At 39.7% G+C, this 25,504-nt stretch carries 24 protein-coding genes and 1 other annotated feature; of the genes, 16 read left to right on the plus strand and 8 right to left on the minus strand.

The genetic code is table 11. The annotated features are described in order from the left end of the window. Positions 1-236: 236 nt before the first annotated feature. Genes ACQ4KW_RS09090 through ACQ4KW_RS09105 form a run of 4 tightly spaced genes read left to right on the plus strand, consistent with a single transcriptional unit; the run spans position 237 to position 4,100 of the window. Positions 237-2,534, plus strand: coding sequence for a glycoside hydrolase domain-containing protein (locus ACQ4KW_RS09090; protein ID WP_430886212.1), 2,298 nt, complete (start codon positions 237-239; stop codon positions 2,532-2,534). 1 nt (position 2,535) lies between these two features. Further along, complete coding sequence (locus ACQ4KW_RS09095) at positions 2,536-2,898, plus strand: hypothetical protein (protein WP_430886213.1); 363 nt, start codon at positions 2,536-2,538, stop codon at positions 2,896-2,898. A gap of 39 nt (positions 2,899-2,937) precedes the next feature. Next, on the plus strand, positions 2,938-3,471 hold the full coding sequence (locus tag ACQ4KW_RS09100; protein WP_430886214.1) for a DUF2589 domain-containing protein: 534 nt from the start codon (positions 2,938-2,940) through the stop codon (positions 3,469-3,471). Positions 3,472-3,488: 17 nt separating this feature from the next. Beyond that, positions 3,489-4,100 (plus strand): DUF2589 domain-containing protein, encoded by a 612-nt coding sequence (locus ACQ4KW_RS09105; protein ID WP_430886215.1) that lies wholly within the window; start codon positions 3,489-3,491, stop codon positions 4,098-4,100. A 91-nt stretch (positions 4,101-4,191) separates the two neighbouring features. Here the strand turns inward: ACQ4KW_RS09105 and ACQ4KW_RS09110 are convergent, their stop codons facing one another. Continuing rightward, positions 4,192-5,034, minus strand: coding sequence for a CvfB family protein (locus tag ACQ4KW_RS09110; RefSeq protein ID WP_430886216.1), 843 nt, complete (start codon positions 5,032-5,034; stop codon positions 4,192-4,194). Positions 5,035-5,280: 246 nt separating this feature from the next. Here ACQ4KW_RS09110 and ybaK point away from each other — a divergent pair, with 246 nt between their 5' ends. The 5 genes from ybaK (at position 5,281) to holA (ending at position 10,872) form a co-directional block, all read left to right on the plus strand. Further along, positions 5,281-5,763 (plus strand): Cys-tRNA(Pro) deacylase, encoded by a 483-nt coding sequence (gene ybaK, locus ACQ4KW_RS09115; RefSeq protein ID WP_430886217.1) that lies wholly within the window; start codon positions 5,281-5,283, stop codon positions 5,761-5,763. Positions 5,764-5,956: 193 nt separating this feature from the next. Then, a complete protein-coding gene (locus ACQ4KW_RS09120; RefSeq protein ID WP_430886218.1) occupies positions 5,957-7,120 on the plus strand; it encodes a YibE/F family protein in 1,164 nt (387 codons plus the stop codon). A gap of 262 nt (positions 7,121-7,382) precedes the next feature. Next, positions 7,383-9,242: a ComEC/Rec2 family competence protein gene (locus ACQ4KW_RS09125; RefSeq protein WP_430886219.1), complete on the plus strand. Its 1,860-nt coding sequence runs from the start codon at positions 7,383-7,385 to the stop codon at positions 9,240-9,242. Between the two features lie 65 nt (positions 9,243-9,307). Beyond that, positions 9,308-9,796 carry a ComEC/Rec2 family competence protein gene (locus tag ACQ4KW_RS09130; protein ID WP_430886220.1) on the plus strand — a complete coding sequence of 163 codons (489 nt, stop codon included), beginning with the start codon at positions 9,308-9,310 and terminating at the stop codon, positions 9,794-9,796. 32 nt (positions 9,797-9,828) lie between these two features. After that, positions 9,829-10,872, plus strand: a complete 1,044-nt coding sequence (gene holA, locus ACQ4KW_RS09135; RefSeq protein ID WP_430886221.1) for a DNA polymerase III subunit delta — start codon at positions 9,829-9,831, stop codon at positions 10,870-10,872. A 494-nt stretch (positions 10,873-11,366) separates the two neighbouring features. Here holA and rpsT read toward each other — a convergent pair whose 3' ends face one another. Continuing rightward, positions 11,367-11,630 (minus strand): 30S ribosomal protein S20, encoded by a 264-nt coding sequence (gene rpsT / locus ACQ4KW_RS09140; RefSeq protein WP_430886222.1) that lies wholly within the window; start codon positions 11,628-11,630, stop codon positions 11,367-11,369. A gap of 474 nt (positions 11,631-12,104) precedes the next feature. On the opposite strand from rpsT, the gene lepA reads away from it, so the two are divergent. After that, a complete protein-coding gene (gene lepA, locus ACQ4KW_RS09145) occupies positions 12,105-13,916 on the plus strand; it encodes a translation elongation factor 4 (protein ID WP_430886223.1) in 1,812 nt (603 codons plus the stop codon). 80 nt (positions 13,917-13,996) lie between these two features. Here the strand turns inward: lepA and ACQ4KW_RS09150 are convergent, their stop codons facing one another. After that, positions 13,997-14,770 (minus strand): ABC transporter permease, encoded by a 774-nt coding sequence (locus ACQ4KW_RS09150; protein ID WP_430886224.1) that lies wholly within the window; start codon positions 14,768-14,770, stop codon positions 13,997-13,999. 2 nt (positions 14,771-14,772) lie between these two features. Continuing rightward, the gene (locus ACQ4KW_RS09155) at positions 14,773-15,384 is read right to left on the minus strand and encodes an ABC transporter ATP-binding protein (protein ID WP_430886225.1); all 612 of its coding nucleotides are present in this window, start codon (positions 15,382-15,384) and stop codon (positions 14,773-14,775) included. 330 nt (positions 15,385-15,714) lie between these two features. Between ACQ4KW_RS09155 and hemW the strand changes: the two genes are divergently transcribed. Beyond that, entirely contained in the window at positions 15,715-16,854 is a 1,140-nt protein-coding gene (gene hemW, locus ACQ4KW_RS09160; protein ID WP_430886226.1) for a radical SAM family heme chaperone HemW, read from the plus strand. A 165-nt stretch (positions 16,855-17,019) separates the two neighbouring features. Here hemW and ACQ4KW_RS09165 read toward each other — a convergent pair whose 3' ends face one another. Then, positions 17,020-17,385, minus strand: coding sequence for a 4a-hydroxytetrahydrobiopterin dehydratase (locus tag ACQ4KW_RS09165; RefSeq protein WP_430886227.1), 366 nt, complete (start codon positions 17,383-17,385; stop codon positions 17,020-17,022). 323 nt (positions 17,386-17,708) lie between these two features. Beyond that, positions 17,709-18,350: a lactate utilization protein gene (locus tag ACQ4KW_RS09170; RefSeq protein WP_430886228.1), complete on the minus strand. Its 642-nt coding sequence runs from the start codon at positions 18,348-18,350 to the stop codon at positions 17,709-17,711. A gap of 229 nt (positions 18,351-18,579) precedes the next feature. On the opposite strand from ACQ4KW_RS09170, the gene ACQ4KW_RS09175 reads away from it, so the two are divergent. Next, entirely contained in the window at positions 18,580-19,284 is a 705-nt protein-coding gene (locus tag ACQ4KW_RS09175; RefSeq protein WP_430886229.1) for a M48 family metallopeptidase, read from the plus strand. A 41-nt stretch (positions 19,285-19,325) separates the two neighbouring features. Here ACQ4KW_RS09175 and ACQ4KW_RS09180 read toward each other — a convergent pair whose 3' ends face one another. Next, positions 19,326-19,781 carry a universal stress protein gene (locus ACQ4KW_RS09180; protein WP_430886230.1) on the minus strand — a complete coding sequence of 152 codons (456 nt, stop codon included), beginning with the start codon at positions 19,779-19,781 and terminating at the stop codon, positions 19,326-19,328. 227 nt (positions 19,782-20,008) lie between these two features. Between ACQ4KW_RS09180 and ACQ4KW_RS09185 the strand changes: the two genes are divergently transcribed. After that, positions 20,009-21,778 carry an ABC transporter ATP-binding protein gene (locus ACQ4KW_RS09185; RefSeq protein WP_430886231.1) on the plus strand — a complete coding sequence of 590 codons (1,770 nt, stop codon included), beginning with the start codon at positions 20,009-20,011 and terminating at the stop codon, positions 21,776-21,778. Between the two features lie 70 nt (positions 21,779-21,848). Here the strand turns inward: ACQ4KW_RS09185 and ACQ4KW_RS09190 are convergent, their stop codons facing one another. Beyond that, entirely contained in the window at positions 21,849-22,535 is a 687-nt protein-coding gene (locus ACQ4KW_RS09190) for a GntR family transcriptional regulator (protein WP_430886232.1), read from the minus strand. Between the two features lie 190 nt (positions 22,536-22,725). On the opposite strand from ACQ4KW_RS09190, the gene ACQ4KW_RS09195 reads away from it, so the two are divergent. The 3 genes from ACQ4KW_RS09195 (at position 22,726) to gatC (ending at position 25,499) form a co-directional block, all read left to right on the plus strand. Next, positions 22,726-23,103, plus strand: coding sequence for a response regulator (locus ACQ4KW_RS09195; protein WP_430886233.1), 378 nt, complete (start codon positions 22,726-22,728; stop codon positions 23,101-23,103). 394 nt (positions 23,104-23,497) lie between these two features. Beyond that, positions 23,498-23,786: a binding site (T-box leader), on the plus strand. 125 nt (positions 23,787-23,911) lie between these two features. Continuing rightward, on the plus strand, positions 23,912-25,204 hold the full coding sequence (gene aspS / locus ACQ4KW_RS09200) for an aspartate--tRNA(Asn) ligase (RefSeq protein ID WP_430886558.1): 1,293 nt from the start codon (positions 23,912-23,914) through the stop codon (positions 25,202-25,204). 10 nt (positions 25,205-25,214) lie between these two features. After that, on the plus strand, positions 25,215-25,499 hold the full coding sequence (gene gatC, locus ACQ4KW_RS09205; RefSeq protein WP_430886234.1) for an Asp-tRNA(Asn)/Glu-tRNA(Gln) amidotransferase subunit GatC: 285 nt from the start codon (positions 25,215-25,217) through the stop codon (positions 25,497-25,499). Positions 25,500-25,504: the final 5 nt, after the last annotated feature.

The raw sequence follows: 25,504 nt of genomic DNA on the forward strand, positions 1-25,504 counted from the left end.
TGAGTGCCTACAAGCTGAAACTGCGATATTTAAGCATTCAATTAGGCAACAGCACTTAAAGCATAAAAATCAACTTAAAATTAAAAACTGGAACGGGTTAGATCTGAAAATGATCTAACCCGTTTTTTATATCCAATTGTGTCATTTAAATGGATGATTGTGCCATCAGAGGTTTTGAAATGAGAAAAATGAGTAAATTCCAATTGGATAGTAGAAATAAAAGTGGGAGGCGCTCAATGAATACAATGCAGGCTTTATGGAACCACTCACCTCTTATTGCCAGGGTATGGCTTATTTCCATATTGGTTTTGACCATCTTGCTGGTGGCAATCAGCCGGGCAGCCTCGGAAAAGGCAAGAGGCTACAAGTCTATTTTTTTCTTCTTACTGGATAAGAACAACAAAACCAGCTTAAGTAGATTTCAGCTATTTGCATGGTCTATAGTGCTTATAAGCCTTGTGTTTTCGCTGGTAACGGTTCACTATTTTCAGAACTTCCAAGACGCCATCATTGAGAACAATCAGATGGCTGGGTCTGTTGGTGCAATCAGTCAAACTACAAGTGATCAGAAGATAGATCAGAAGATAGATCAGAAGACAAATCAAGAGACAAATCAAGAGACAGATCAGAAGACAGACCAAGAAACAGTTCAAGAAACAGATAATGATGATGAAGACTCTGAGGGGTTAAATATAGTCATTCCTGCATCTTTGTTCTTGCTTCTAGGCATCAATCTGTCCGCTTTTGGAATATCCTCTACATTTGACACAATCGGTGGTCAAGTGCAAGACAATTCGCAAAGGGGAAACCCTGCTAAGACTCAAACACCTCAAGGAAACTTGAAAAAGAAAGGTACAAGTGGACGCCCTCATACTTTCAGTGAAATGTTCATGGAAGTCAAGCAAGGCACTGTGTCAATAAGTCGATTTCAAAATATGTTTATAACCTTGATTCTTCTCTATCAATTTTTCGCTCAGACAGTTCATCAAATGGGAGATCTAAGGTCAAACGAGATACATATAAGAGGGTTAAGCACATCTTTTATGGTCTTACTGAGTATCAGCCACGCAGGCTATCTTGGAAAGAAATTTTACAGTAAGGTTTATCCGAATGCTGATTTAAGTGAAAATACGTTCCCAAAACTAAAGGGCCAGTCTGATGTGTTTTCAAACGATGACGCTCAAGAAGAAGCTGGTCATAGTGGGAATTCCAAGACGGATGGGAAGGTGAAAGAGCCTTCTGATTCAAGGTATGGATCCAGCGAGGTATCCAATTTTCTAGAAAATGAAGTCAAGAGTTACACGTCTATTGAAGTGAAGAATAGACATATTACAGTGCCATATGCAAAGGGTGTATACAACACGCCTGAGACCATAAAGAAAAATATACTCAACTTCATTCCGAACATAGAAAATCTGTCGCAGATAAGACTGACACAAACTGTAGACTCCATTCGCCAGTATACGGGAATAGGAGACAAGGCCTATGTGGCACATTTGCTAAAGGGCCTGCTTGCTCAAGATAAAGATCACTTAAACCAATACGTTGATTTAGACCGAGTGGATACCTACCCAGTCATACCGCTTAAAGATGTGAAGCCGGGGTGTTTGATTCTTGTAAAAAACTATTATCAAAGGCCTGTGATTCTGCTGGTTATGTCCGTTTCAAAAGATCAAGTGACATATACTTTTGTTTGCCCCGTGCATGGTCTGCACAATGGTTCGGTAGAAATTAGGGACTGGAATGAAAGTATAAATAGTCCCTGTCAAGTTTGGCATGATGTGAGTTTTCATGGACATGCTCTTAAAAACGCAGATTTGATTATAAAAACTTACAAGACTGAAGAGGGGATGGCGCAGGCAAAACAGGAGGAGGCGAAAGCCAGTAAAAAGCCTCAGGAAATCGTCAAGCCAGCCCCGCCAAATCAGGGCAAAAGAGAGACCAAAGGCTTTGATTTTGCCGTGAAAAAGACCAAGGCGCAACTTGAAATTCTCAAGAAAAATGGTGGACAGTTTATAGGGCGATATTATTATAAAAAAGATTCCTGGAAACAGTTAACCCCAGATGAAGGGGAGATGATCAGCGCCTTAGGATTGAATATAGTGGCTATTTTCGAGGCCAATCCGACAAGTGCATCCTATTTCAACTATGAACAGGGGATGAAAGACTGCAGCGCTGCAATAGAGCTGGCTCAGTATGTGAATCAGCCTAAAAATACAGCCATTTATTTCACTGTTGACTATAATCCTTCTGAATCGGACTATCCACTGCTTGAAAAGTATATGAAGGCAGTTTACGTCAAGATGACAGAAGCTGATCTCAAGTATGACATTGGTCTTTATGGAAGCTATGATGTCGTTAAACATTTTGACGGTCGATTTGGCATAAAATATTTGTGGCAAACAAGGGCATGGTCGAAAGGTGATATTTATGACGGCGCCGCTATAGTGCAAATGAGAAATGACATGCAAATAGACAGCATGGTTGTTGATGAAAACATGGCCATAAAGAATTATGGAGGTTTTAAAATCTAAAGTGATCCGGAAAAGAAGAAACTCGATAAAAGTCTCAGCAAAAGACTTAGATGACCTTTTAAAAAATGCAGTTCAAGACTATGTGCATCAAGCTGATACATATGATCATTCCAACCATAAAGTAAGTCAAATGAACATACAAGGATCCAATTTGGTGCTTAGTGAGTTCTACATTAAAGCGCCCCTTTTCCTTAAAAAAGATGATGAGAGACAAGGAAATGAAGACACTTTCAAGTACAGCCTTAAAAAACCTTTTCTATGGAAACTAAGGCATAAAAAATACATATACGAAGCACAAATGCTAAGAGAGGATAAAGGAAAGCTTGTTTTTAAGCACAGAGAAATACGGCCATTTCAACTATAAATGTATTGTATAAACAATTAGAAACGAAGGGGGATAAGAATGAGACTCTACTTAAGCTCACTCATATCAGCAATAGAAAATGCCGTGATTAAAGCTTCGCAATCTGTTGAACAACAGAATATTCATAGACTTCTCAGATATTTTGAGTATGCGAATCCTGAGAACAAAGATGTGCCCATTGACGCAGGCATAGCGTCCAATATGGATCTTGACAAAAAACTGGTTCCTAAGATGATTCGGGTTCAGTTTCCGCAGGAGAAAATGATCAATGGCAAGTTGGAAGCCTCAACCCATGATGTGCATTTGCCACTTATATCCCTGGTGTCACACACGGATGTAAAAATGGAAAAAATTGAGGTCAAGACAAAAATTGATATTTCAGCTGAGGAAATTGAAGAGGATCGCAACGGTGTGGACAGTCAGCTCCATAAGTTGGGGGTGCAGCTAACACCTCATGATTCCAACAATGTCACAGAGGTCCACATGACATTTACAAATGCTGGTGTGCCAGAAGGCCTTCAAAAAGTTATTCAAGGCTATGATAAGGCCATCAGCAATCAACTACCAAACTAATATGGAGGTGCAGAGTAATGGCTGAAAGCAGTTTAGTGAATATGGCGCAAGCCTTTCAAGGCTTACCAATGAAAAGTTTGATTGGCGGTCCGCTTAATGCCGCGTGTGATGCAAATATTAATATGGCAATGGCTCAAAAGCAATACATACTGGATGCGGGCTTTGAAGGGGAGGGTACCTCGGATAAACCGTTTGTACCACGTATGTTGACTTTCCAGACAGCCACAGAGTCAAAAGAGGGTGATAAGGAAAGCTCCAAACAAGCAATGGCGAATTTGCCCCTTTTGTCCCTTATTCCTATTCCGACACTGGGCATTAATAATGTTGACATAACTTTTGATATGGAAGTGAAGTCAAGCTTTGAAGAAAACACAAGTGAGAAGAGTGATTCCCACACAAGCGAAAGTGGGTCATTAGAAGCCAAGGTGGGTTGGGGACCTTTTTCTGCAACCATCAAGGGCAGTGTGTCTCATGACTCTTCAAGTTCATCAGAGCATGGTACCAAGTACAATAAGAGCAATGATGCCAAATATCATGTAGAGGTGCAAGCGACTCAACAGGAGCTACCAAAAGGATTTCAGTATCTCATTCAGGCGTGTGCATCCAATTTAGGGGCAGCTTCTGAATAATATAGAAAGAATGCAGTGCAGATTGCGAACCTTGTAGCATTAAAAATGGGGACGGCTCTTTTTAGAGTCGTCCCCACATGTGCGATCTGCACTATTTCATTTCAATGCCATCATCAGTGATTCGAATTTTTCCGCTTTTAAGAAGTTGCCCCACAGCTCTCTTAAATGCGCGTTTGCTCATGCCAAATTCTGATTTGATCAGTTCTGGATCAGATTTATCATTAAAAGGCAAACGGCCAGCGGCATCTCCTAGGGCGTCCCATATTTTTTGTGAGTCTGCATCCATACGCTGTTTTACGGACTCAAGCTGGCTTAAATCAATCTTGCCATCAGGACGGATTCTTTGAACACGCGCTTCTGTGGTATCGCCAATTTGAAGATTGTCCTGTGCTAGGGCGCTTTTCAAAATAAGCCCTTCGTATCTGTTATCGACAATAACAAAGGCTCCAAGTTCATCTTTAACATCATAAACATAACAATCAACAATGTCGTTTAGTTTATGAGGTGGTGTTCTGTCAAAATGCTTTGAGAATTTCATCGTCGCACATAGACGTTCAGATTTATCAATGTATAAAGCCACAAGGTACTTTTTACCGCTTTTTACAGTCCTGGTTTGCTCGGAATAAGGCAGTAAAAGGTCTTTTTTTAGACCCCATTTCATGAAGGCTCCAATTTTTGTCACATCAGCCACTTCTAGCTTTTTAATCTCTCCAAGGGAAAGTTCGGGCTTTAAAAGCGTGGCTGTGACTCGGTCTTCAGAATCCTTGTAGATAAATACCTTTAAAACACTTTCTGCCTCCACCTCTGAAGGCACCTCTGATCGAGGAAGCAGTACGCTATCTGTGTCATCTGTGCCATTTGGATCAATCAAATAAGCACCTGATGGTGAAAAATGAGAAATCTTGAGTTCTTGAAATTTTCCAAGTTCTATCATAGTTAAACCTCTTTTTTATTATAAATTCGATGTATTGATTATATTCTTTTGTCCCTTGTAAATTCGGAAAAAAATCTTAATGCCTGTTATATGAAGTATCCACTTCTTCCAGTATTCATCTGGACAGTCATTATAGCATCATATTATATTATGTCCACTTCTACAAGACTTTAAAAGGATAAATTTCATATTTTCTGTTATAATGGTGACAAAAATGGATGACATAAGGAAAGTGAGTGGTGCAAAGTGGGCAAATCTAAGAAAACAAATGCAGAAAGAATATTAGACCAGAACAATATCACATATGAGTCTATTTCATACACAATTGACGATGACAAGATTGATGGCATTTCTGTGGCTGACAAAATAGGCAAGTCGCATGACATCGTGTATAAGACCCTTGTGACAAAGGGCCAAGGGCGAGATCTATATGTCTTTGTGGTGCCTGTCTCGGGAGAATTAGACATGAAAAAGGCAGCAAAGGCCTGTGGAGAAAAGAAAGTGGAAATGATTCCTGTAAAGGATATTCAAAAACACACTGGCTATGTAAGAGGAGGCTGTTCTCCAGTTGGCATGAAGAAAAATTATAAGACTTTCATCCACAGTGCTATTGAAAATGAAGCTGAAATTATTGTAAGTGCCGGAAAAAAAGGTGCCCAGATTGGCCTATCTCCAAAAGATCTAGTCCAGGTTATAGATGGACAATTTGCAGACATTATTCATGACTGATCGACTTGAAATATTATTCGAGACCCCTCGGCTCAGCATATACAGATGTATAAGAATCAAAAATTCTATATATGATATGACAAAGGCATGAATCTGTAATTTTGCAAGCACCTAGACTGAGAAAGATAGTCATTTAGGATTGGATATATTCCTCCAAGGTGATACAATAAGTAGGTCGAGTAGGAGGAATAAAATGAAAAAAAGAATAAGTATACTTGTCATTATATTGATGATGCTGGTATCCAGTTTTGTTTTTGCAGATAATATTATGAGTCAGGATGATGAACTGACATCATTTGTAGAACACGGACGGGTTATAGATGTAACAGAATTCCCGCTTTCTGAAGATGACAGCTACGGCGAGATGATTCAAGAAGTGCAGGTTCAAATAGTCTCAGGAAAATATGAAGGGGAAATTCATGAAACGGACAATGTCCTATCAGGTCATCCGGGGTATGATATACCAGTAAAGATTGGTGACAAGGTCATCATTCAAGTGGATGAGTACTCAGATGGTGATGTGGATGTCTTTGTCACAGATTATAATCGAGAAGGTTATTTGAAATGGTTGGTTATAGGATTTATTGCAGTTTTAGTCTTGGTGGGCAAGCTCAAGGGCTTGAAGACGGTTGTCACCATAGGAATTACCCTTGTTATGGTGTGGAAGTTCATCATACCTGGTATCCTAAATGGCCTAAGTCCAGTGCCAATCACAGTTATGAGTTGTATAGTTATAACTGTTGTAACGATTTTGCTTGTTTCTGGATTTAGAAAAAAAAGCATAGCAGCCATCATTGGTACAATATCTGGTGTTCTTATTGCAGGCGGTATAGCTTACCTTATTGGGCAGCACGTGAAAATGACGGGTATGTCAACTGAAGAAGCTTCCATGCTTCTATACATTCCACAAGGGATTCAGTTTGATTTCAAGGCCCTTCTATTCTCTGGCATTTTACTGGGAGCCCTTGGGGCTGTTATGGATGTGGCCATGTCCATCGCATCTTCGATTGAAGAAGTTTATAAAGCCAATAAGGAACTCTCAAGAGGAGAGCTCTTTTCAGCAGGGATGGAGGTCGGCAAGGATGTGATGGGCACAATGTCCAATACACTCATTCTTGCTTATACGGGAAGCTCTATTCCTCTGCTGTTACTCTTTATGGCTTATGACACCCCTCTTGTTCGGATGTTAAACCTTGACATTATTGCAACTGAAATTGTTCGGTCTCTTGCAGGGAGTATAGGTTTGATATTAACCATACCTTTAACAGCCGTGGTGACAGTCCTTTTACTTAAACCGGAACCGATTGCAAATGTTGAACAAAAGAGAGCGCTGGCTGCGGAGTCTGCCGACCAGTAGACTCATGAAGGGCTTGGCCCTAGATCTGTTAAATTCAAAATTATGATTTGAAAGAACCGCTGAAATGCATATATGCATTTCAGCGTTTTTTTATGTTCGTTTAAGAGCCTTGCACCATAAAAAGCGGTGGGCTGAAAGTGGGGTCGCAGAATCAGAAAATTAATTTACAAATATTGTAAAAAGTTGCATTGTAAATTATAATTAGACAAGGATATAAATAAAAGTTGGTGAATGAAGCTTGACTCTATATGGGAGACTGATAATGAGAAGACCGCTTATAGAATTGTCGATACTGATGTGGGCTATTATTGTAGCAGTAAGTGTAATAAATATTTATATACTGAGAATAGCGGGAGGCTTCCTTCTTGTATTAGGCCTTGTTTCGTTTATGGCTTGTTTTAAGAAACAAAATGACTTAGACAAGGTGGGCTTATATATTTGCATATTGGTGGTGGCAGTGCTCTTTATAGAATTTGTACACATACAGTTTTTAAGTGTTGAGGCCGACGAAACTATAAATGGCAGGTATGAGGTGAGTGGTCTAGTGAAAGACGTTGGACTCTATACCACCATTATGAGTGATGTTAAGGTTTATGACCATGAGGACACGGTGGAAGGTGCTGGAAAAAAGCGTCAACTTGTGCGAAGGGTGCCTAAAATTCTTGTCCGGCATAAATGGGGGAAGGATCCCGCCTGGACAGTGGGGGATGAAATCCATGTCTATGGTCACATATCCAAGTTTGAAGAGGCCAGAAACCCAGGAACATTTTCACCGAGAAAGTATTATAACAGCCAGAGAATCCCCCTAGTTTTAAAGCTTGATAAAAGCATAAGTGTGGATGAGGTGAAGGTCTCTCTTTTGTCTTTGGTGGCAGAACTGAGAGAAAAACTTTTTTACAGGGTGGACCGGTATTTAGACAGTGATGAAGGCAGTTTGTTAAAGGGGATTCTTTTAGGCGATGACAGGGGTATTGATGAAATAACCCTTGAAAGCTTCCGTGTGACAGGGACTGCACATATACTGGCTGTATCTGGACTCCACTTTGGAATACTCTATATGTTTATATCAAGGTTTTTATCTAAACTCAGATGCCCATATAAGCTTTCGGTTACACTTTCTGTAGTGATCATGCTCTTTTTCGTTCTACTATCAGGGGCTTCATTCTCAGCCATACGAGCCTTTAGCATGATCTGCCTCCATGTGTTTTCAATTTTAACAAAGAGGAAGTACGACATTCTAAATGCTCTTGGTGTTGTGGCCTTAATATCCATGTTCATCTGCCCATTTTTGGTGTGGAATGTGGGCTTTCAGTTGTCTTACTGGGCAGTTTTCTCCATTGGCGCTTATATGAAACTAAGCCAACACCTACAAAGGTATGGGACCTTTAAATCTCTTGATCTTCTTCTTTTTCCTATCTTTATTCAGTGTATGCTCACACTTTTGATGGTGTATCATTTTAATAGACTCAATGTATATGGCATATTTTTTAATGTTCCAACGGCAGTCTTGATGCCCTTTGTCCTCATTGGTGGAATTTTATTCCTACTCTTTGCCTCCCTGCCCCTTGTGGGAGACGTGTTTGTTTTAATGTGTCAAAGTTTCTTGGCCAGTCTTCGGGCTTTAACAGCTATAGTATGGAAATTACCTTTTAATACATTGGTTCTTGGTTCTCCAAGCGCGCCATTAGTAGGGATGTTTTTTCTAATTTTCGCTTGCATGATCTTGTCTTTTAGATTTCGTGGATGGCTTTTAGATCATAAATTTCAAATTGTCCGAAACGGCTTGCTGGGACTTATAGTGTCAGTCGTTTTAACTAGCTTGCCTACAAATGGTTTGCCTATAAATAGAAACCTTAAAGTTGATTTTCTGGATGTGGGACAAGGGGATGCCATCCTGATCCATGGAAATGATGGTCAAAAAATCCTTATTGATTCAGGTCCAGACAAGGCCGATTTACTGGATATACTTCTGAAACAAGGCATTACTAAACTGGACGCTGTTTTTTTAAGTCATCCAGACGCAGACCATATCAGTGGTTTTAAAAATATAGCAGGAGCTATCAGAATTGAGACCTTTTACTATGGTGCCCTGACAGAAAAAAAGATGTTCTTGATCACATAAAAGGCCTTTATCCGGATACGCAATTCATTCAGCTGAAAAAAGGTAACCGTTTAAAAATGGGAGACGTGGATTTCACAGTTCTGCATCCGCCACAAATTGATTTAAAGGCGCCTAAAGGAAGTTGGAAAATAAGGCGTATGGGGGCCAACAATATGTCTTTGGCACTGGTAATGGAATATAAAAAGCGGAAAATACTCTTCACCGGAGATATAGAAAAAGAAAGTGAACATGAAATACTAAGCCATTGGAAGACAAAGGGGGAAGGGCTTGATGTGGATATTCTAAAAGTTGGCCATCACGGTTCTAAAACATCATCAAGCATGTCTTTTATCAAGGCTGTACAGCCAGAATACGCTATCATTCAAGTGGGCAGGAATAACTTTGGTCATCCAGCGCCGACGACCCTGAATACCCTTGAGAGGTCTGGGGGGATAAAAGATAAGAGCAGTATATATAGGAACGACAAGCAGGGATGTATTCGGGTGTTTTTAGGTGATGAAATTCACATAATCCCGTGGCTTACATACCATCGTCAGACATGGTACAATAGATAGGCACAAAAGAAACGGGATAACTGGAGGCCCTTATGTCATATACAGATTTTATAAAAGAATTAGATAAAAACACACTGAAACCCGTCTATTTGTTTTATGGTACGGAAAAATACTTAATGGACCATGCCACCGACAAACTAAAAGCGGATTTGATTAATGTCGCTTATGAGGACTTTAACTGGTCGGTGTTTGACGGAGGGGCCTGCGAGCTGGATGAGGTTCTGGGGAACGCTGAAACGCTTCCATTTTTTGATGATAAAAAAGTTGTGCTCGTTAGAAATGCGCCTTTTTTCAACGCAACAAAGAACAGGATGACAGGACCCTGGGAAGAGGCGCTCATTGAGTACTTAAAGAGTCCTTCAGACAGCACGGTTCTAATATTTGAAGGGTCGGCGAAGCCGGATAAACGAAAAAAACTATATAAGAGTTTGACTAAGTCAGGCAAGGCTGTTGAATTTAGTAAGTTAGATGATCGAAGTTTTCCAAAGTGGATGAAAAAAGTCATTGCTGACTCAGGCAAGACGATCGACCCTGGTACCCTTCACTTTTTAACAGAACAGACTGCATATCTTGACTATGGGTCTGATAAGACCTTGCATGATGTTATGAATATGCTTCAAAAGGTCATGGGCTATTGTGGTGAAAGAACCAGCATTACAACAAATGATATTGAAACCATGATTGATAAACCCTTAGAGAAATCCATATTTGATGTGGTGGACGCTTTAGGGAGCAATAAAACAGATGTTGCTTTTCGAATCAGTCATAAGCTCTTTCAAGAAGGGGAGCCGCCAATCAAGGTCATGGCTATGATTACCCGTCATTTTAGATTGCTTCTTAAGACCAAAATTTACATGAATGAAGGCTATACACCATCTGCCCTATCTTCAAAACTGAAATTGCCCGGATTTGTGGTTAAAAAGAATGCTGCACAAATCAGACCTTTTTCAGTTGGTCGGCTAACCATGATGCTCAACGCTTGCAAGGAAACTGAGTTCGCAATGAAAACTGGCCAGTATGAAGGACGATTGGCTGTAGAGACGTTAATGGTAAAACTGAATCAAAGGGTGAAATAATAGTGGTGTTATTGAGCCTTGAATATAATAAGATGATCCTAAAAACATCCCAGTATAAATGTATGTTTATACTGGGGTGTTTTTTATGTGTGCGGTAAATTAAGAATCAAAATTCCTATGGTAGGGCGAGGGCATAGATCTGTAATTTTGCAAGCGACTGAAATATAAAAAGCACCAATCTATAAAAGATTGGTGCTGGATTATCTGGCATAATTATAGATAGAGTAGAGCTCAGTACATTATGCAAGAGATATACAATATCTAATTTATTTATTAATAAGGTATGACCATTTCCCGAATACATAGTGCTTTTTCTTCTCAAAAAAGACGGAAAGCGCACGTTTGCAATCGTGCGCTTGTTCATTATAAATCTGAATTCAAATTTATAACAAGGGAATTGGGGAATCAAATTCTCCTTATTAAGGGCATTCTGATTGATCTGATCAGACGCCTTAGTAAGAAGCTCAACTCGCATTTTAATCATTAGAGGGTGATTATGCAAGAGTGTTAAGCTTCTTAGATAGACGAGCAACTTTACGAGATGCTGCGTTCTTGTGAATCACGTTCTTTTCAGCAGCCTTACGAGCAAGCTTTTGAACAGTGTTGAACTTTTCAGTTGCAACAGCTTTATCACCAGCTTCGATAGCTTCTAGGAAACGCTTTTCAGCAGTCTTAAGTGCAGATTTACGAGATTTGTTAAGCTCAGTTTTCTTAGAGATAACCTTGATTCTCTTCTTTGCAGATTGAATATTAGCCATTTGTTTTTCACCTCACTTTCATTTGACCCCTTAGATCATGTACAAGTCAGTAGATAGCCTGCCTTGCGTATTGTATGAAGGTCAATAGTCAACAAAAAGAATTATAACACTCTTTCATGCTGAAAACAAGCATAATGTCTTGGTTGGACCAAAATAATTCATTTCAAAATAGTCAGACAACGACATGGTCTCTTTCTCTTCTTATTAATAAGAAATCTTAATGTGGGGGTATTTAGTTCAGCCATGCTTTATGATATAATATATCAGAATGTGCACCTCAAAGGATGATTTATGTGGTGCACTTGTTTTATTGTTCTTTCATTTAAGGCGTAGAAGCTTTCGCAAAGCGCAAGGCTCAAAGATGCAAGCGCAAAATGTGTTTGTACACATAAATGAGTGTAAGAGTAATATTGAAGCAGTTATTAAAATGATAAATCTTAATGCTTGATATATAGAATAAGAGGAGGATGCACAATGTCGAATCGTCAAGATATGATTCGTAACTTTAGTATCATCGCTCATATCGACCATGGCAAGTCTACCTTAGCAGATAGACTTATTGAAAAGACTGGCCTGTTGACAGAGCGTGAAATGCAGGCACAGATCATGGACACGATGGATCTAGAGCGTGAGCGTGGTATTACGATCAAACTGAATACAACAAGACTTATATACAAGGCAAACGATGGTGAAGAGTATATACTCAATCTGATCGATACACCGGGTCATGTCGATTTCACTTATGAAGTTTCAAGGTCTCTTGCAGCCTGTGAGGGGGCGATTCTCGTCGTTGATGCCTCACAAGGCGTAGAAGCCCAAACACTTGCCAATGTACATCTGGCGGATCAACAGGGTCTGGAAATTTTACCTGTTTTAAATAAGATTGATCTTCCAAGCGCTCGGCCGGCTGAAATTAAAACTGAAATTGAAGATGTTATAGGTATTCTTGCGGAAGACGCGCCAGAAGTTTCTGCAAAATCTGGCATCAATATGGAAGACGTATTAGAGCTTATAGTTAAGTCTGTTCCATCGCCAACAGGCGATCCAAAGGCCCCTTTAAAATGCCTGATATTTGATTCTGTTTATGACAGCTACAAGGGGGTTGTTGCATCTGTACGTGTCTTTGATGGAGAAGTCAAAAAAGGCGACACAATGCTAATGATGTCCTCTGGAAAGACATTCGAAGTGGCTGAAGTTGGTGTTTATACACCTGGTCCACTGCCACAGCCCAAGCTTCAAGCTGGTGATGTAGGTTATATCACAGCATCCATTAAAGATGTTAAGAACTGTCAGGTTGGTGATACCATCACGCTTAAGAATAACCCAACACCGAAGCCATTGCCAGGTTATAAAAAGGCAACACCAATGGTGTTCTGTGGTCTTTATCCTGCAGAAGGTGAAAGCTTTGATGCCATCCGTGACGCTCTTGAGAAGCTTCAACTAAATGATGCGGCTCTTACATTCGAACCAGAAACATCGGTGGCCCTAGGCTTTGGATTCCGCTGTGGTTTCCTTGGTTTATTACACCTTGAAATTATGCAAGAAAGACTAGAAAGAGAATTTGACCTGGATATTATTGCAACAGCACCAGGGGTTATATACAGAGTTACAAAGACGGATGGAGAAGTGGTCTTTGTCCAGAATCCATCCAACCTTCCAGAGCAGACGGAAATTTCTATGATGGAAGAGCCAATGGTAGACGCCAAGATATTCATTCCAAGTGAGTATGTTGGTAACGTTATGGAACTTTGTCAGCAAAGACGAGGCAGCATGATTCATATGGATTACTTAGATGAACGCCGTGTCATGCTTCACTATGATTTACCGCTGAATGAAGTTATTTATGATTTCTTTGATGCTCTAAAGACAAAGACACGTGGCTACGGGTCTCTCGATTATGAAGTGAAGGGCTACATGGAGTCAGATCTTGTGAAACTAGATATTCTTCTTAATAAAGAAAATATTGATGCTTTCTCAATGATTGTTCATAAGACAAAAGCGGAGTACAGAGGTCGTCAAATTTGTGAACGTCTGAAGGATGTTATTCCAAGACACCAATTCGTTATTCCTATTCAGGCCGCTATTGGCAACAAAGTAATTGCACGTTCTACGATCAAAGCACTTCGTAAAGACGTTCTGGCCAAATGCTATGGTGGTGATATTTCCAGAAAGAAAAAGCTCCTTGCCAAGCAGAAGGAAGGTAAGAAGCGTATGCGTCAAATGGGGAATGTGGAAGTGCCTCAACAGGCCTTCTTGTCAGTCCTCAAATTTGATGAAGAAAGCTAGACACATCACAAAAATATTAGTAAAGCCCGCGAGCATGCTCGCGGGCTTTTATAGTTGTACATAATTTAAAGGCGCCTAGACTATATTTCTAACACATCATAATCGTTAAAAGTTTTCATTGATGTGAAACGTATTGCTAGAAAAGTACTGGTGTATCGAATGGCAAGTATGGCGATCATTATGGCCATTTGATAGCGAATAGCAACAATAGGAAATGATCCACCAAGAATTTGTCCTGTCATCATACCCGGCAAGTGTACAAGTCCAATGGTCTCTAGTGAAGCCAATGTGGGACTAATGCTCGTAGTGAGTGCATTTTGTATGTAGGGCTTTAAAGCCTCTTGTCGAGTTGCACCGAGAGCCAGGGTATAGAAGTAGGTTTTCTGATCCTCTTTAATGGCATCATAAAATCTTTTAAGCCCAACAACTATGCCAGATAGGGAATTTCCCATGAGCATACCGCCAATGGGAATAAAATAGCGGGCATCAAAGGGTGCCTCAAGCTGTACAACAATGACATTAAAATAGAGAATAAGAAGGACGTTTGGAATAATAAAGGCCAAAAATAGGGGAAGTCCAACCTTTTTAAAAGTCAGTTGTGTGCTTTTTAGGGCTGAAAAGAGGGCCACTGAAATCATAACCAGTAAATATAAGGCATTGAGTAAAGGATTATTTATGTCAAAAAGATACTGGAGGAAAAGACCAACCAGTGTTAACTGTATAAGCATACGTATTGTGACATAAACCATTCGTCGATTAAGTGGAAGTTCCAAATAGCGATTCATTGCACCAAGAGGAACCAACAAAAGAAGCAGGAGTCCTAGACCCAAATAAGAAATTTGAACAGTTTCCATGCTTACCACCTCACTTTTCTAATGGACTGGTTGTCCCAAATGTCGTCATGGGAAATAATTAGAACTGTCTTATCGCTTTCCATGACCATATTGTAGACCTTATGTTTTAAGGTCTTATCCAAACCGGAAGTGACCTCATCAAGAAGCCATATAGGCCTGTCCATTAACTGACATAGGGCCAAACCAAGCCTTTGTCTTTCCCCACCAGAAAGATCCTTCACATTCTGATGTATGGTGGATGGGGCGAGGTCAAAAAAATCCAAGGTTTTTTCAATATCTGACTGATGACAGACAAGATTTCGATTGCACTTGAAATCAAAAATACGGTCGAGAAGATCTTGGATAGATAACTCGGGCAAATCGACATCTTGGCTGACATAAGCACACTGGCACCGAATGCTGTGACAAGTCGTTTTGCTTAAAGTTTGTCCATTAAGATGAATGCTGCCCTTGTTTGGTTTTAAAAAACCAAGCAACATTTTTACGAGTGTGGATTTTCCCGTGCCAGATGGGGCGTTAAAAAGGACCTTTTCACCGTTTGAAATTTTCAGTGAAAAGTCTTTGAATATCTCTTTATCACCAAGTTTTAAATCAATATTTTTATACTCTATCATTGTGTTAACTCCCTTATGTTGAATGGTAGGTCATGCTAGGAAAGCAAGATAATGATGATTAAACAAATGTAATATCGAAATTCGATATTGTCTTTTTAGTATAACTAAAAAAATACAATTTTTCAACTCTAGGCTGGGAATAAATCTCCAGACCTTACACATTACATACTAGAGTTTATACCTTGAAGGAGCTTACTTCAACCAGTGTAATACGTATAAGATAAAATGGGCCCTAAAGGAGCTGGGATTGATTAAAAGCAACAAGGTTTTGGTCAATGAAGCCAAGTAGGATATAATGGGTTTTGAGTAAGGAGAAAGATAGGTGAAACAATGAAAAATCCAGAGAGTTTATACATTCATATACCATTTTGTGCACAAAAGTGTGCCTATTGTGATTTTGTTTCCTTTACATGTGATAAAGGATTTAGACAAGTATATATGGAAACCCTATGTAAAGAACTTGAGTTAGTCGGAAAAGACTACGACAGGCCGCAACTGAAAACCATATTCATTGGTGGGGGCACGCCTAGCCTACTACGTGTAAATGAAATACAGAGACTTGGCGCCTGCCTTCAAAGCAACTTTAATCTGGATGTTCTTGATGAGTTTACAATCGAATCCAATCCGGGAACCGTTGAACTGGAATCCCTAAAGTGTTGGAGATCCATTGGTGTTAATCGAGTGTCGATGGGGGTTCAAAGTATGAATGATGATCTTCTGAAAAAACTTGGACGCATTCATACCGCACAAGAGGCTAAAGAGTCATTTGACATTATAAGAAAAAGTGGCATTACAAATATTAATCTTGATCTTATGTTTGGCCTGCCAGATCAAACACTTGAGGACTTGAAAGAAACGCTGGATGAAGTCTTGTCCCTTTCGCCGGATCATATTTCAGCCTATAGTTTGAAAATTGAGGAAGATACCCCATTTGAGAAAATGCTGGATAAAAAGGAACTTAGGCTTCCTAGTGAAGAGGAAGACCGAGCTATGTACCATTTTTTGATAAATCGCTTGAAACAAGCGGGATTTCAACAGTATGAAATTTCTAATTTTGCGCGACCTGATAAGGCTTGTCGTCATAATTTGGTTTACTGGAAAGGCGCCCCTTATTTTGCTGCAGGCCTTGCCGCCCATGGGTATGTGAACAATTGCAGGGAAGGTAATTATGCAGATTTTGAAGCGTATAGAAAAGCGGTAGAAGCGGGTAAAAAACCGGTGGAGACAAGAGAATTCATTACTGAAGAAGAAGCGGCCTTTGAATATATCATGCTTGGACTTCGTCTGAGTCAAGGGGTAGACCTGAAGGCGTTTGAAAAGCGTTTTTCATATAAAATGCAGGACAAGTTTCAAGATGTGATAAAGACCCAGGTGGACAAGGGGCTTGTCACACTCAAGGATGATCATTTGACCTTGACCTCATATGGTCTGGATGTATCCAATCAAGTCATGGCAGACTATTTGGACTAGGCATTTACCAATGTGGATGCCTGTTAAAAGACCAAAGATAAAATCCCATTTGCTTTGTGGTCTATAAACAATAAGGGGCAAAAGCCCAAGAATAAAGGCCCAAGAATAAACGCCTTCAAAAGGGGGAAAACCTCCCTTTGAAGGCGTTTTTTTCTAAATCAGACCTTAGGGCATGTAGCTCATTAGGGTTTTTTGCTTTGGAATCTGGTCAATCTTAGAGGCCAAAATAAAGTCGTTTTTGCTAAGCCCTTTAATTTTATGTGTCATAAGGCTGATTTTGACTTTGCCCCAGCCCAATTCTATATCGGGATGGTGACCTTCTTCTTCAGCAACTTCACCTACAAAGTTAACAAACTCTAAGGCACCCTTAAAATCCTTGAATCGGAACTGACGTTCAATTCGTTCATTGTCTATAACCTTCCAACCAGCTTCAAGCTCCTTAATAAGGTCTTGTATGCTGTCTGCCTCAAGAGGGGGTGTATCAATAGAGCAGGCAAAGCATCTCTGATTGAATAAATTCGTATTTGCCATGAATATCCTCCTTACATAACTATATATGGTTGTTGAAAATCAATATCAATTGTATGTATTTGATATATACCATAAGAAACTGAGAATAAAACACGGGGGTTGATTTTCTTCATGTAGATAGTTTACAAAAATCTACTGATTCCATTATCTCTCATAGACCAAATGGTCTGGAAGGGGAATTGTTCTATTTTGAACGCCAGACATCCAGACAGCATTGTTGCCATCTTTTTTGATTCACTTCAATTCTAGGGTCGTGCCGAAAGAAATGTTTTCACTAGAAACCATCCATTATGGATAGTGGTATGTGTACATTCAATATTCGTTTAATAGCCATAGTCCCCTTCAACAAAGATGACCTTAATACGGTCTTTATCTAATTGTTTGCTGATTGTCACAAAGGCATTGCAGATTCGGTCTGGACTGTTGCAGTCCATGCAGTAACCAACCTTAGCACAAGGCGTTTTGCGGTCAAGGCGCTTAACGTTTGCAGGAGCTGCCATTCGGCGATTTCTTTCAACAGCTTCATCATGATCTTTAACAATTTTATTGGTTCCAGTGATCACAATCACTTGGTCAGGGCCATAAATCATTGCCGCCACACGGTTGCCTCGTCCATCCACATTATATAGTTCGCCATTTTCTGTGATGGCATTCGTGCTCGTTAGGTGTGTATCAGCGCTGAAGGCATCACGATAGATTTGTTTGATGTCCTGTGGGGATAGCCCATCTTTGTATCGGTCAAGAAGGTTGTAGTCTTGTTTTCGTAACCAGTCTAGAGTATTGGTTTCAAAGAGTGTCATCGCGCCACCAAAGGACACCGTCTGTTGACGGGGAATGAGTTCTGAAAGAAGTTTATGAAGGTCTTCCTCATTTTTAACGTAATAGGCCCCCATATTGTTTTTGTTAAGGGCGTCCATAGTTCGTTTCACCTTGGTGTCAATAACCCATTTTACATTTTCATTCATTAAATTTCCTCCTTTTCATTCGTCTCACTAATTATTATACTCATTATAAAAGGGAAAATCTAATGAATCAGTAAATGTGCATGAATTATTCATTTGAATGATTTATTATATGGTTGAGGGCAGTAAGTGACAGCAAGCCCTATATTTATTGTAAAGACAATTTGATATTTTCAATTTTTAATATGAAATGAGCAAACTATGATTGGGAACGGGAAGTAGAGGACACACAGTGATAAAAGAGGCTTTTAAAGGCATTAGCATTGAATATAGAAATAGAAAAACACTGGAAATTCAAATCAAACCAGATGGTCAAGTGAGGGTTTTGGCGCCTAAAAACTCAAGTCGAGAATGGATTAAGGATGTTATAGAGTCCAAAAGATCCTGGATTGAAAACAAACGGAAGCTGGTATTAGAGAAGCGACCTTTGAAGACTAAAATTGAAGACGGAATGAAGGTTTTAGAGTCAGGGGATTGGCTAACACTAAAAATCGGACAGAGTGGCAGTCCCTATCCCATATATAGATGTGAAGACATACTTTATGTGAATATTATAGAGACATGGAAAGACAATGAAAATGTCATTAAGGAAATGCTAAGGGACTTTTACACAAATAATACCCGTCTGCGCATAGAGCATTGTGTGAATATATGGACCAAGAGGCTTGGAATACAGCCAAATCGCATAAAGATTAAAGACCAGAAAAGGCGGTGGGGTTCATGCAGTTCCAAGGGGAATTTAAACTTTAACTGGAGACTTTCCATGGCACCTGATGACATATTAGAATATGTTGTCGTTCATGAGTTATGTCATTTCTACCATATGGACCATTCAAAAGACTTTTGGGCTTTGGTTGAAAACCACTTGCCCGATTACAAGATCAAACGCAAGTGGTTAAAAGACAATGGACAGCATTTATTTTTGCTGGATGAGTAAGAGAAAGCCTGGAAAGGGTATGATCCCTTCCAGGCTTTTGATTATTCCACTTCATCTTCAATATGACAATCTCTCATAATCAGCACTGGAACCTTGGCATGATGCACAACCTTGTCTGTGACACTTCCAAGTAGAAAACGTTTCATAGCTCCAAGACCATGGGTGCATATTATAATCATATCAGCATTTTCTTCCTCAGCCACCTCGATTATGGTGCTTGCCGGATCGCCACTTCTACTTACGAGCTTTAAGTGGGTGTCTGGAATATCAAGATTCTTGCAGGCCTCTTCGAGTATTTTTGCTGAGCGTTGTGCCCCATCAACTTGTATAGTAAGTCCAGGCGCTGGATAAGACACGTAATTCTGTATGAGGTTGGTTTCGTCCACGTTGACGAGGACGGAAACAGCATTATAGGTGTTATAGAAATCCTGTACCAACTTGTATATTTTGAAGCAGGTTTCAGAACCATCCACAGGAACTATTATTTTATTAAACATACATGCACCTCCTTTTTAGCTATATACCCGGAAAATCAGCCATCATAGGGTTTTATAAAAAATAAAGACAGAGTCTGAAAGTAATAGTCAAACACGTATTCGTTCAATTTATTTTAATGTTTCAGTCTCATTACAATCCTCTACTAAATCTTGACCCAGAATAGAGGAGGGCGTATTATTATTTTGGTACACGAAATAATTTTATTTATTATGAGGGAGGAATGACTATGGATTTTCAAAAGATTAAACGTTTTACTAAATACTACAGGCCTCATAAAACATTATTTGCAATTGACTTATTCTGCGCTTTTGCATTATCATCACTGGATTTGATACTACCAGTTCTGTCGAAGACAATGGTTAATGATGTTATCGTCGAGGGCCGTCTTGACAAGGTCGTGCAAATTGGAGTTGCCCTTGTTGTGGTTTATATTCTTCAAGCAGGCTTCGGCTACTTTATAAACTACTGGGGTCATGTGATGGGATCACGGATCGAGTATGATTTAAGAAAAGATATTTTTAATCACATTCAAACCTTGCCGCACTCATTTTTCGATAAGAACCAGACGGGACAGATTATGTCACGGATCGTCAATGACTTAGAAAGACTTTCTGAATTTGCCCACCATGGTCCAGAGGATTTGTTTATATCTCTGGTAATGTTTATAGGTGCTGTTGGAATCATGATGTCATACGAATGGAAATTGGCACTGGTTGTAGTGGTTTTTATTCCTATTATGCTGACATTTGCCATAAAGAAAAGAATGGGTATGTCCTCTGCGTTTGCAGAACTTAGAAAGCGGATTGCCGAAATCAATGGCAACTTGGAAAACAGCTTGGCGGGTATACGTGTGGTAAAGGCCTTTGCCAATGAAAATTTTGAAAAGAAGAAATTTGATGAAGGCAACACGAGTTACAGAGACAGTATGAAAGTTGCTTTTAAGGCCATTGCGGATTTTGTAACAGGTATAAATTTTATGATCGGCCTTTTAAACACCACGGTTCTTACATATGGAGGCTATTTGGTTATACAGGAACAGATGGATGTGGGATCCCTTCTTGCATTTATGCTCCTGGTCAATTTCTTTATGAATCCAGTAAGACGCCTGGTGACATTCGTAGAAGAATACCAAAGAAGTATGACAGGCTTTGATCGTTTCCTTGAAATCATGGATACAAGACCTGATATAGAGGACGATGAAAAAGCTGTGGCTTTTGATATTATAGATGGCAATATTGCATTTGAAAATGTCACATTCCAGTACGAAAATGATGACACCAAGGTTCTTCAGAATATGAACCTCAAGATAGAGTCGGGCAAGACCCTTGCCCTTGTTGGACCTTCCGGGGGAGGCAAGACGACGCTCAGTCATCTGCTCCCAAGATTCTATGATGTTTCAAAGGGCGCTATCACAATAGACGGTCATGACATCCGCACCTTTAAACTATCAAATTTGAGAAGACATATTGGGATCGTTCAGCAGCAGGTCTTTCTTTTTACGGGGACCATTCGTGACAATATTGCCTACGGAAGAATTGGGGCCACTGATGAAGAAATAATCAGTGCGGCGAAGAAGGCTCGGATTCATGACTTTATAGTGAACCTTCCTGAAGGGTATGATTCCCAAGTTGGGGAGAAAGGTGTAATGCTTTCAGGCGGACAAAAACAGCGAATTTCTATTGCCAGAGTCTTTCTGAAAAATCCGTCCATCCTTATTCTTGATGAAGCCACGTCAGCCCTAGATAATGAGACAGAAATAAAGATTCAAGAGGCTCTGGATGAACTTTCTAAAGACAGGACAACCATTGTGATTGCCCATAGACTTTCAACCATTCGTGGAGCAGATGAAATAGTTGTTCTCACGGATAAAGGCATTGAGGAAAAGGGAAGTCATGATGTGCTTCTTAAAAACAATAGACTTTATACAAAATTATACAAGGCTCAATTTAAAGGCTTTATGCCGGATGAATTGATTGAAAAAGCAAAAACAGTATAATGTAAAATCAAATGCCCATCTTAAGAGCCTAGACGCTCTAATAAAGATGGGCATTTCTATATAAGTGACTTTACTGCCAAATATCAAAAATGAGTTGAAATATAGTTTCATTAAGTGCATAGGCGGTTTCTTCCTTGTTTGTTTTAAGCTGATGAAGCAGGCTGGTAAAGAGCCTAAGAAGTGTATGGTAAGCCGAATCCCGTTCAACCAGTTCAACACCTATATCACGCAGGGCTTTCTCACAAGAGTTGACAAATGCCAGATAAAAAGGATTAACAGCGGCCTGGGCCAAAGTTTTATAAAGGTTTACGAAGGCCTCGGCCTTTAAGCACTTATCCTTTTCACGCATGGCTTCAGCCAGTGCATCTTTAACCAGTTCAAGTTTGGCCTTATACTCAGACCTTGAAATATCAGCAATAATCATATCCGTATGCCCTTTTAATAAATTTATAATAGCATCCCGATTGGAATGACTGATTTCGCGACCATAACAGTCCACTAGGCCATTAATAAGTGAAAGGGGAGCATACTTTTTATAATCAATCACCCGAGCACCCTGTCTGGGTATAATGTTAATGAGACCGCGTTCCTCAAGACGAATAAGAATATTGTGAACCACTGGTCTGCTGATCTTTAGCTCATCAGCCAAGTTTCTCTCTGAAGGTAAAAAGTCCCCTGGACTCATTTGTCCTGTAAGTATTCGTGCTTCAAGTTCCTTGAGAAGAACTTGTTCTGTGCTTTTTTTATTTCTTGTCATAGTATCCCTCCTGGTCTGACCACAATATTTTTACCCCATAGAATTGAATTAAAGCAGAAGCTGTGCAATATCACCATAGAGATAGTTGGATATATCTTGGTTTATAAAGAGAAGGCTCTTGAGTGGGATTTTATATGTCGTAAGGGTATGAATGTTTAAAGAAGGTGACAAATCCAGGGGGGGAAGTAAAATGGAGAAAATATTGATTGTTGACGACAATCCAATGAACATAGATGTTTTCAAAGAAGCACTGGGCCATGCGTGGGATATTCATGTGGCCACATCTTTTACAGAGGCCTTTAAAGCTCTGGAAACTCAGAATGTAAAACTTATTGTTCTTGATGTGATCTTAAAAGAAGGTCGAGCTTTTGATTTTATAGCAAAACTCAGTGAGTTGGACACAAGAGGCAAAGTGCCTATTGTCTTTCTAGCCTCTATGGAGGAACGTCATGAAATGCATAGGGCCATGCGTTTAGGTGGGGTGGACTACATTTTTAAGCCGCTGGATATTCAAGAAATTCAACTGACATTGAGAAATCAAATGAAGCTTATTGATGACCTGGATTGATTAAGAGGTGAGAGCATATATTAAGGCAAAGAACCAGGGGTGATGTTTGAAAATAATAAAAAGAGCATGATGATATTTGAGAGAATGGGGACAATGTCATTTGGTGACTATTGATGCATATGGTGTAATGAATATTCATAAAAGGGGAAAACGATTTTCAAAATGATCCAATGAGAGTTGGAAGCTTCCAGCGAGAAAAAAATTTTTAAAAATAGAAAAAAGTTCATCTCTAATTACGAAAATAAGTGAAATGAATGGTTGTAAGCTGTTCGTAGCTGTGAAAATTCTCTTTAAAATATGTCATAATCGTAACTTTTGTAAAAAGAATATTGAAAAATGTGTTGACAGAATATTTTATATGGACTAACATAGAGTCAAATCTTGAATAAACATTCGAAAGGCAACGATGAGAAGAGTAACGCTTTTAAGAAAGCATGAGCGAGCTAGAGATGGTGAGAGTCTAGCGCTGGATAAAATCGTGAAGAACATCTCTGAGCTTCCAACCGAAAGTACAAAGGCTTTATCATTTGAAGCTGGACGTATAAGTAGACTTGGACGGAACCAAACCGTTAGATCTTGGTAGGTATCGAGACAGATTAAGCCGTCTCCGTACTGATAAAGTGGGCTTAACAGCCAATTTGGGTGGCACCGCGGAAGTGTAAATATAACCTTTCGTCCCAGTGTAGGAGAATATTCTCCTTCACTGAGACGAAAGGTTTTTTTGTGTTCAAATAAAGAACTTGTCGATCTCAATTCGAATGTCAATCAAGTGCGGTATCAATAAGAGATGATTTGAGGAGGCAAAATGATGAAAAAGCTATTTGTAAAAGACTTGAAAGACATGGCAGATGAGAGCGTTACAGTAAAGGGTTGGATTCATAAAATAAGAAAAATGAAGGGGTTTGCCTTTGTTATATTAAGAGATAAATCTGGTCTTGTTCAACTGGTTATCGATGAAGGCGAAATGCTTGAAGCTATTGCCCACGAAACCACAGTAGAAGTATCGGGCCTTGTTGGCAAGAACCCCAAAGCACCGATGGGGGTTGAAGTTGTCGTAAAGGACTTGAAGGTTCTAGGTAAGGCGCATTACGATCTACTGCCTTTTGCGATTAACGGCAGGGATATTGATGCAACACTTGAGAAGCAACTAGATCACAGACATTTATCCATGCGTCGTGCAGACAGACGTGCAATTTTCACAGTTCAAGCAGAAATTGTAGAAGGCTTTCGTCAGTTTTTAAGAAGCCAGTCCTTTGCTGAAATTCACACACCTAAGATCATTGCCAGTGAAACGGAGGGTGGATCAGAGGTCTTCACAGTGGACTATTTTGGAAAGAGGACATTCTTGGCTCAAAGTCCACAGTTTTACAAGCAAATGATGGTTGGAGCGGGCTTTGAAAGAGTCTTTGAAATTGGGCACGCTTATAGGGCAGAACTCCACAGCACATGGAGACACCTCAATGAGTACGTCAGTTTAGATGTTGAAATGGGCTTTATAGACGACGAATATGATCTCATGGAATTAGAAGAAGATCTTTTAAAGTTCATTTTGAGTCATCTTGAAAAATCATGTCAGGCTGAACTTGAACTTCTTAAAGTGGACCTGCCAAAGATCGATAAGATTCCACGTATGCCACTTGAAGAAGCTAGAGATCTCTTACTTGAAGAGTTCGGACATCCGTCTCCAAAAGGCAACATAGATGCAGATGGAGAAAAAATACTAGCTAAATTCATAAAAGAAGAATACGGATCTGACTTTGTATTCCTAACAAAATATCCTGCGGCAAAAAGACCAGCCTACACAATGCCGGACGAGGACCATGAGGGTATGACAAAGAGCTTTGACCTTATATTCAAGGGCCTTGAAATCACAACGGGCGGTCAACGTATCCATGACTACGAAATGTTGGTGAAAAGCTTTGAAGACGCTGGTATAGATCCAAAAGCCATTGATTTTTATATTGAAAGTTTTAGATATGGCATGCCTCCACATGGTGGCTTTGCCATCGGTCTTGAAAGAATCACCATGATGATTCTAGGCCTTGACAACATTAGGCATGCAACAATTCTTCCAAGAGATTTGAACAGGGTCACACCATAAGGAGGACAATATGGAATTTACGAAAGAAACGGTTAAGTATATAGCCAAGCTATCCAAGCTGGAAATAGATGAAGACAAGCACGAAGCCTTTAAAGAAGACTTTATAAAAATTATGGATCATTTTCATAATCTTGCAGATGTCAAATTAGAGGATGTTGATATCAATGACCTTGAAGGAAAAAAATCGGTGCTGCGGTCAGATGATGTCCATAGGTTTGAAGATATTGAGGCACTTACAAGAAATGCCAAGACAATGCGTGATGGATATATCGAAATACCAAAAGTTGTCGATTAAGGAGG

Origin of the sequence: Tianxiuia mixotrophica, assembly GCF_050596425.1 — a bacterium.
GTDB lineage: Bacteria > Bacillota > Clostridia > Peptostreptococcales > Acidaminobacteraceae.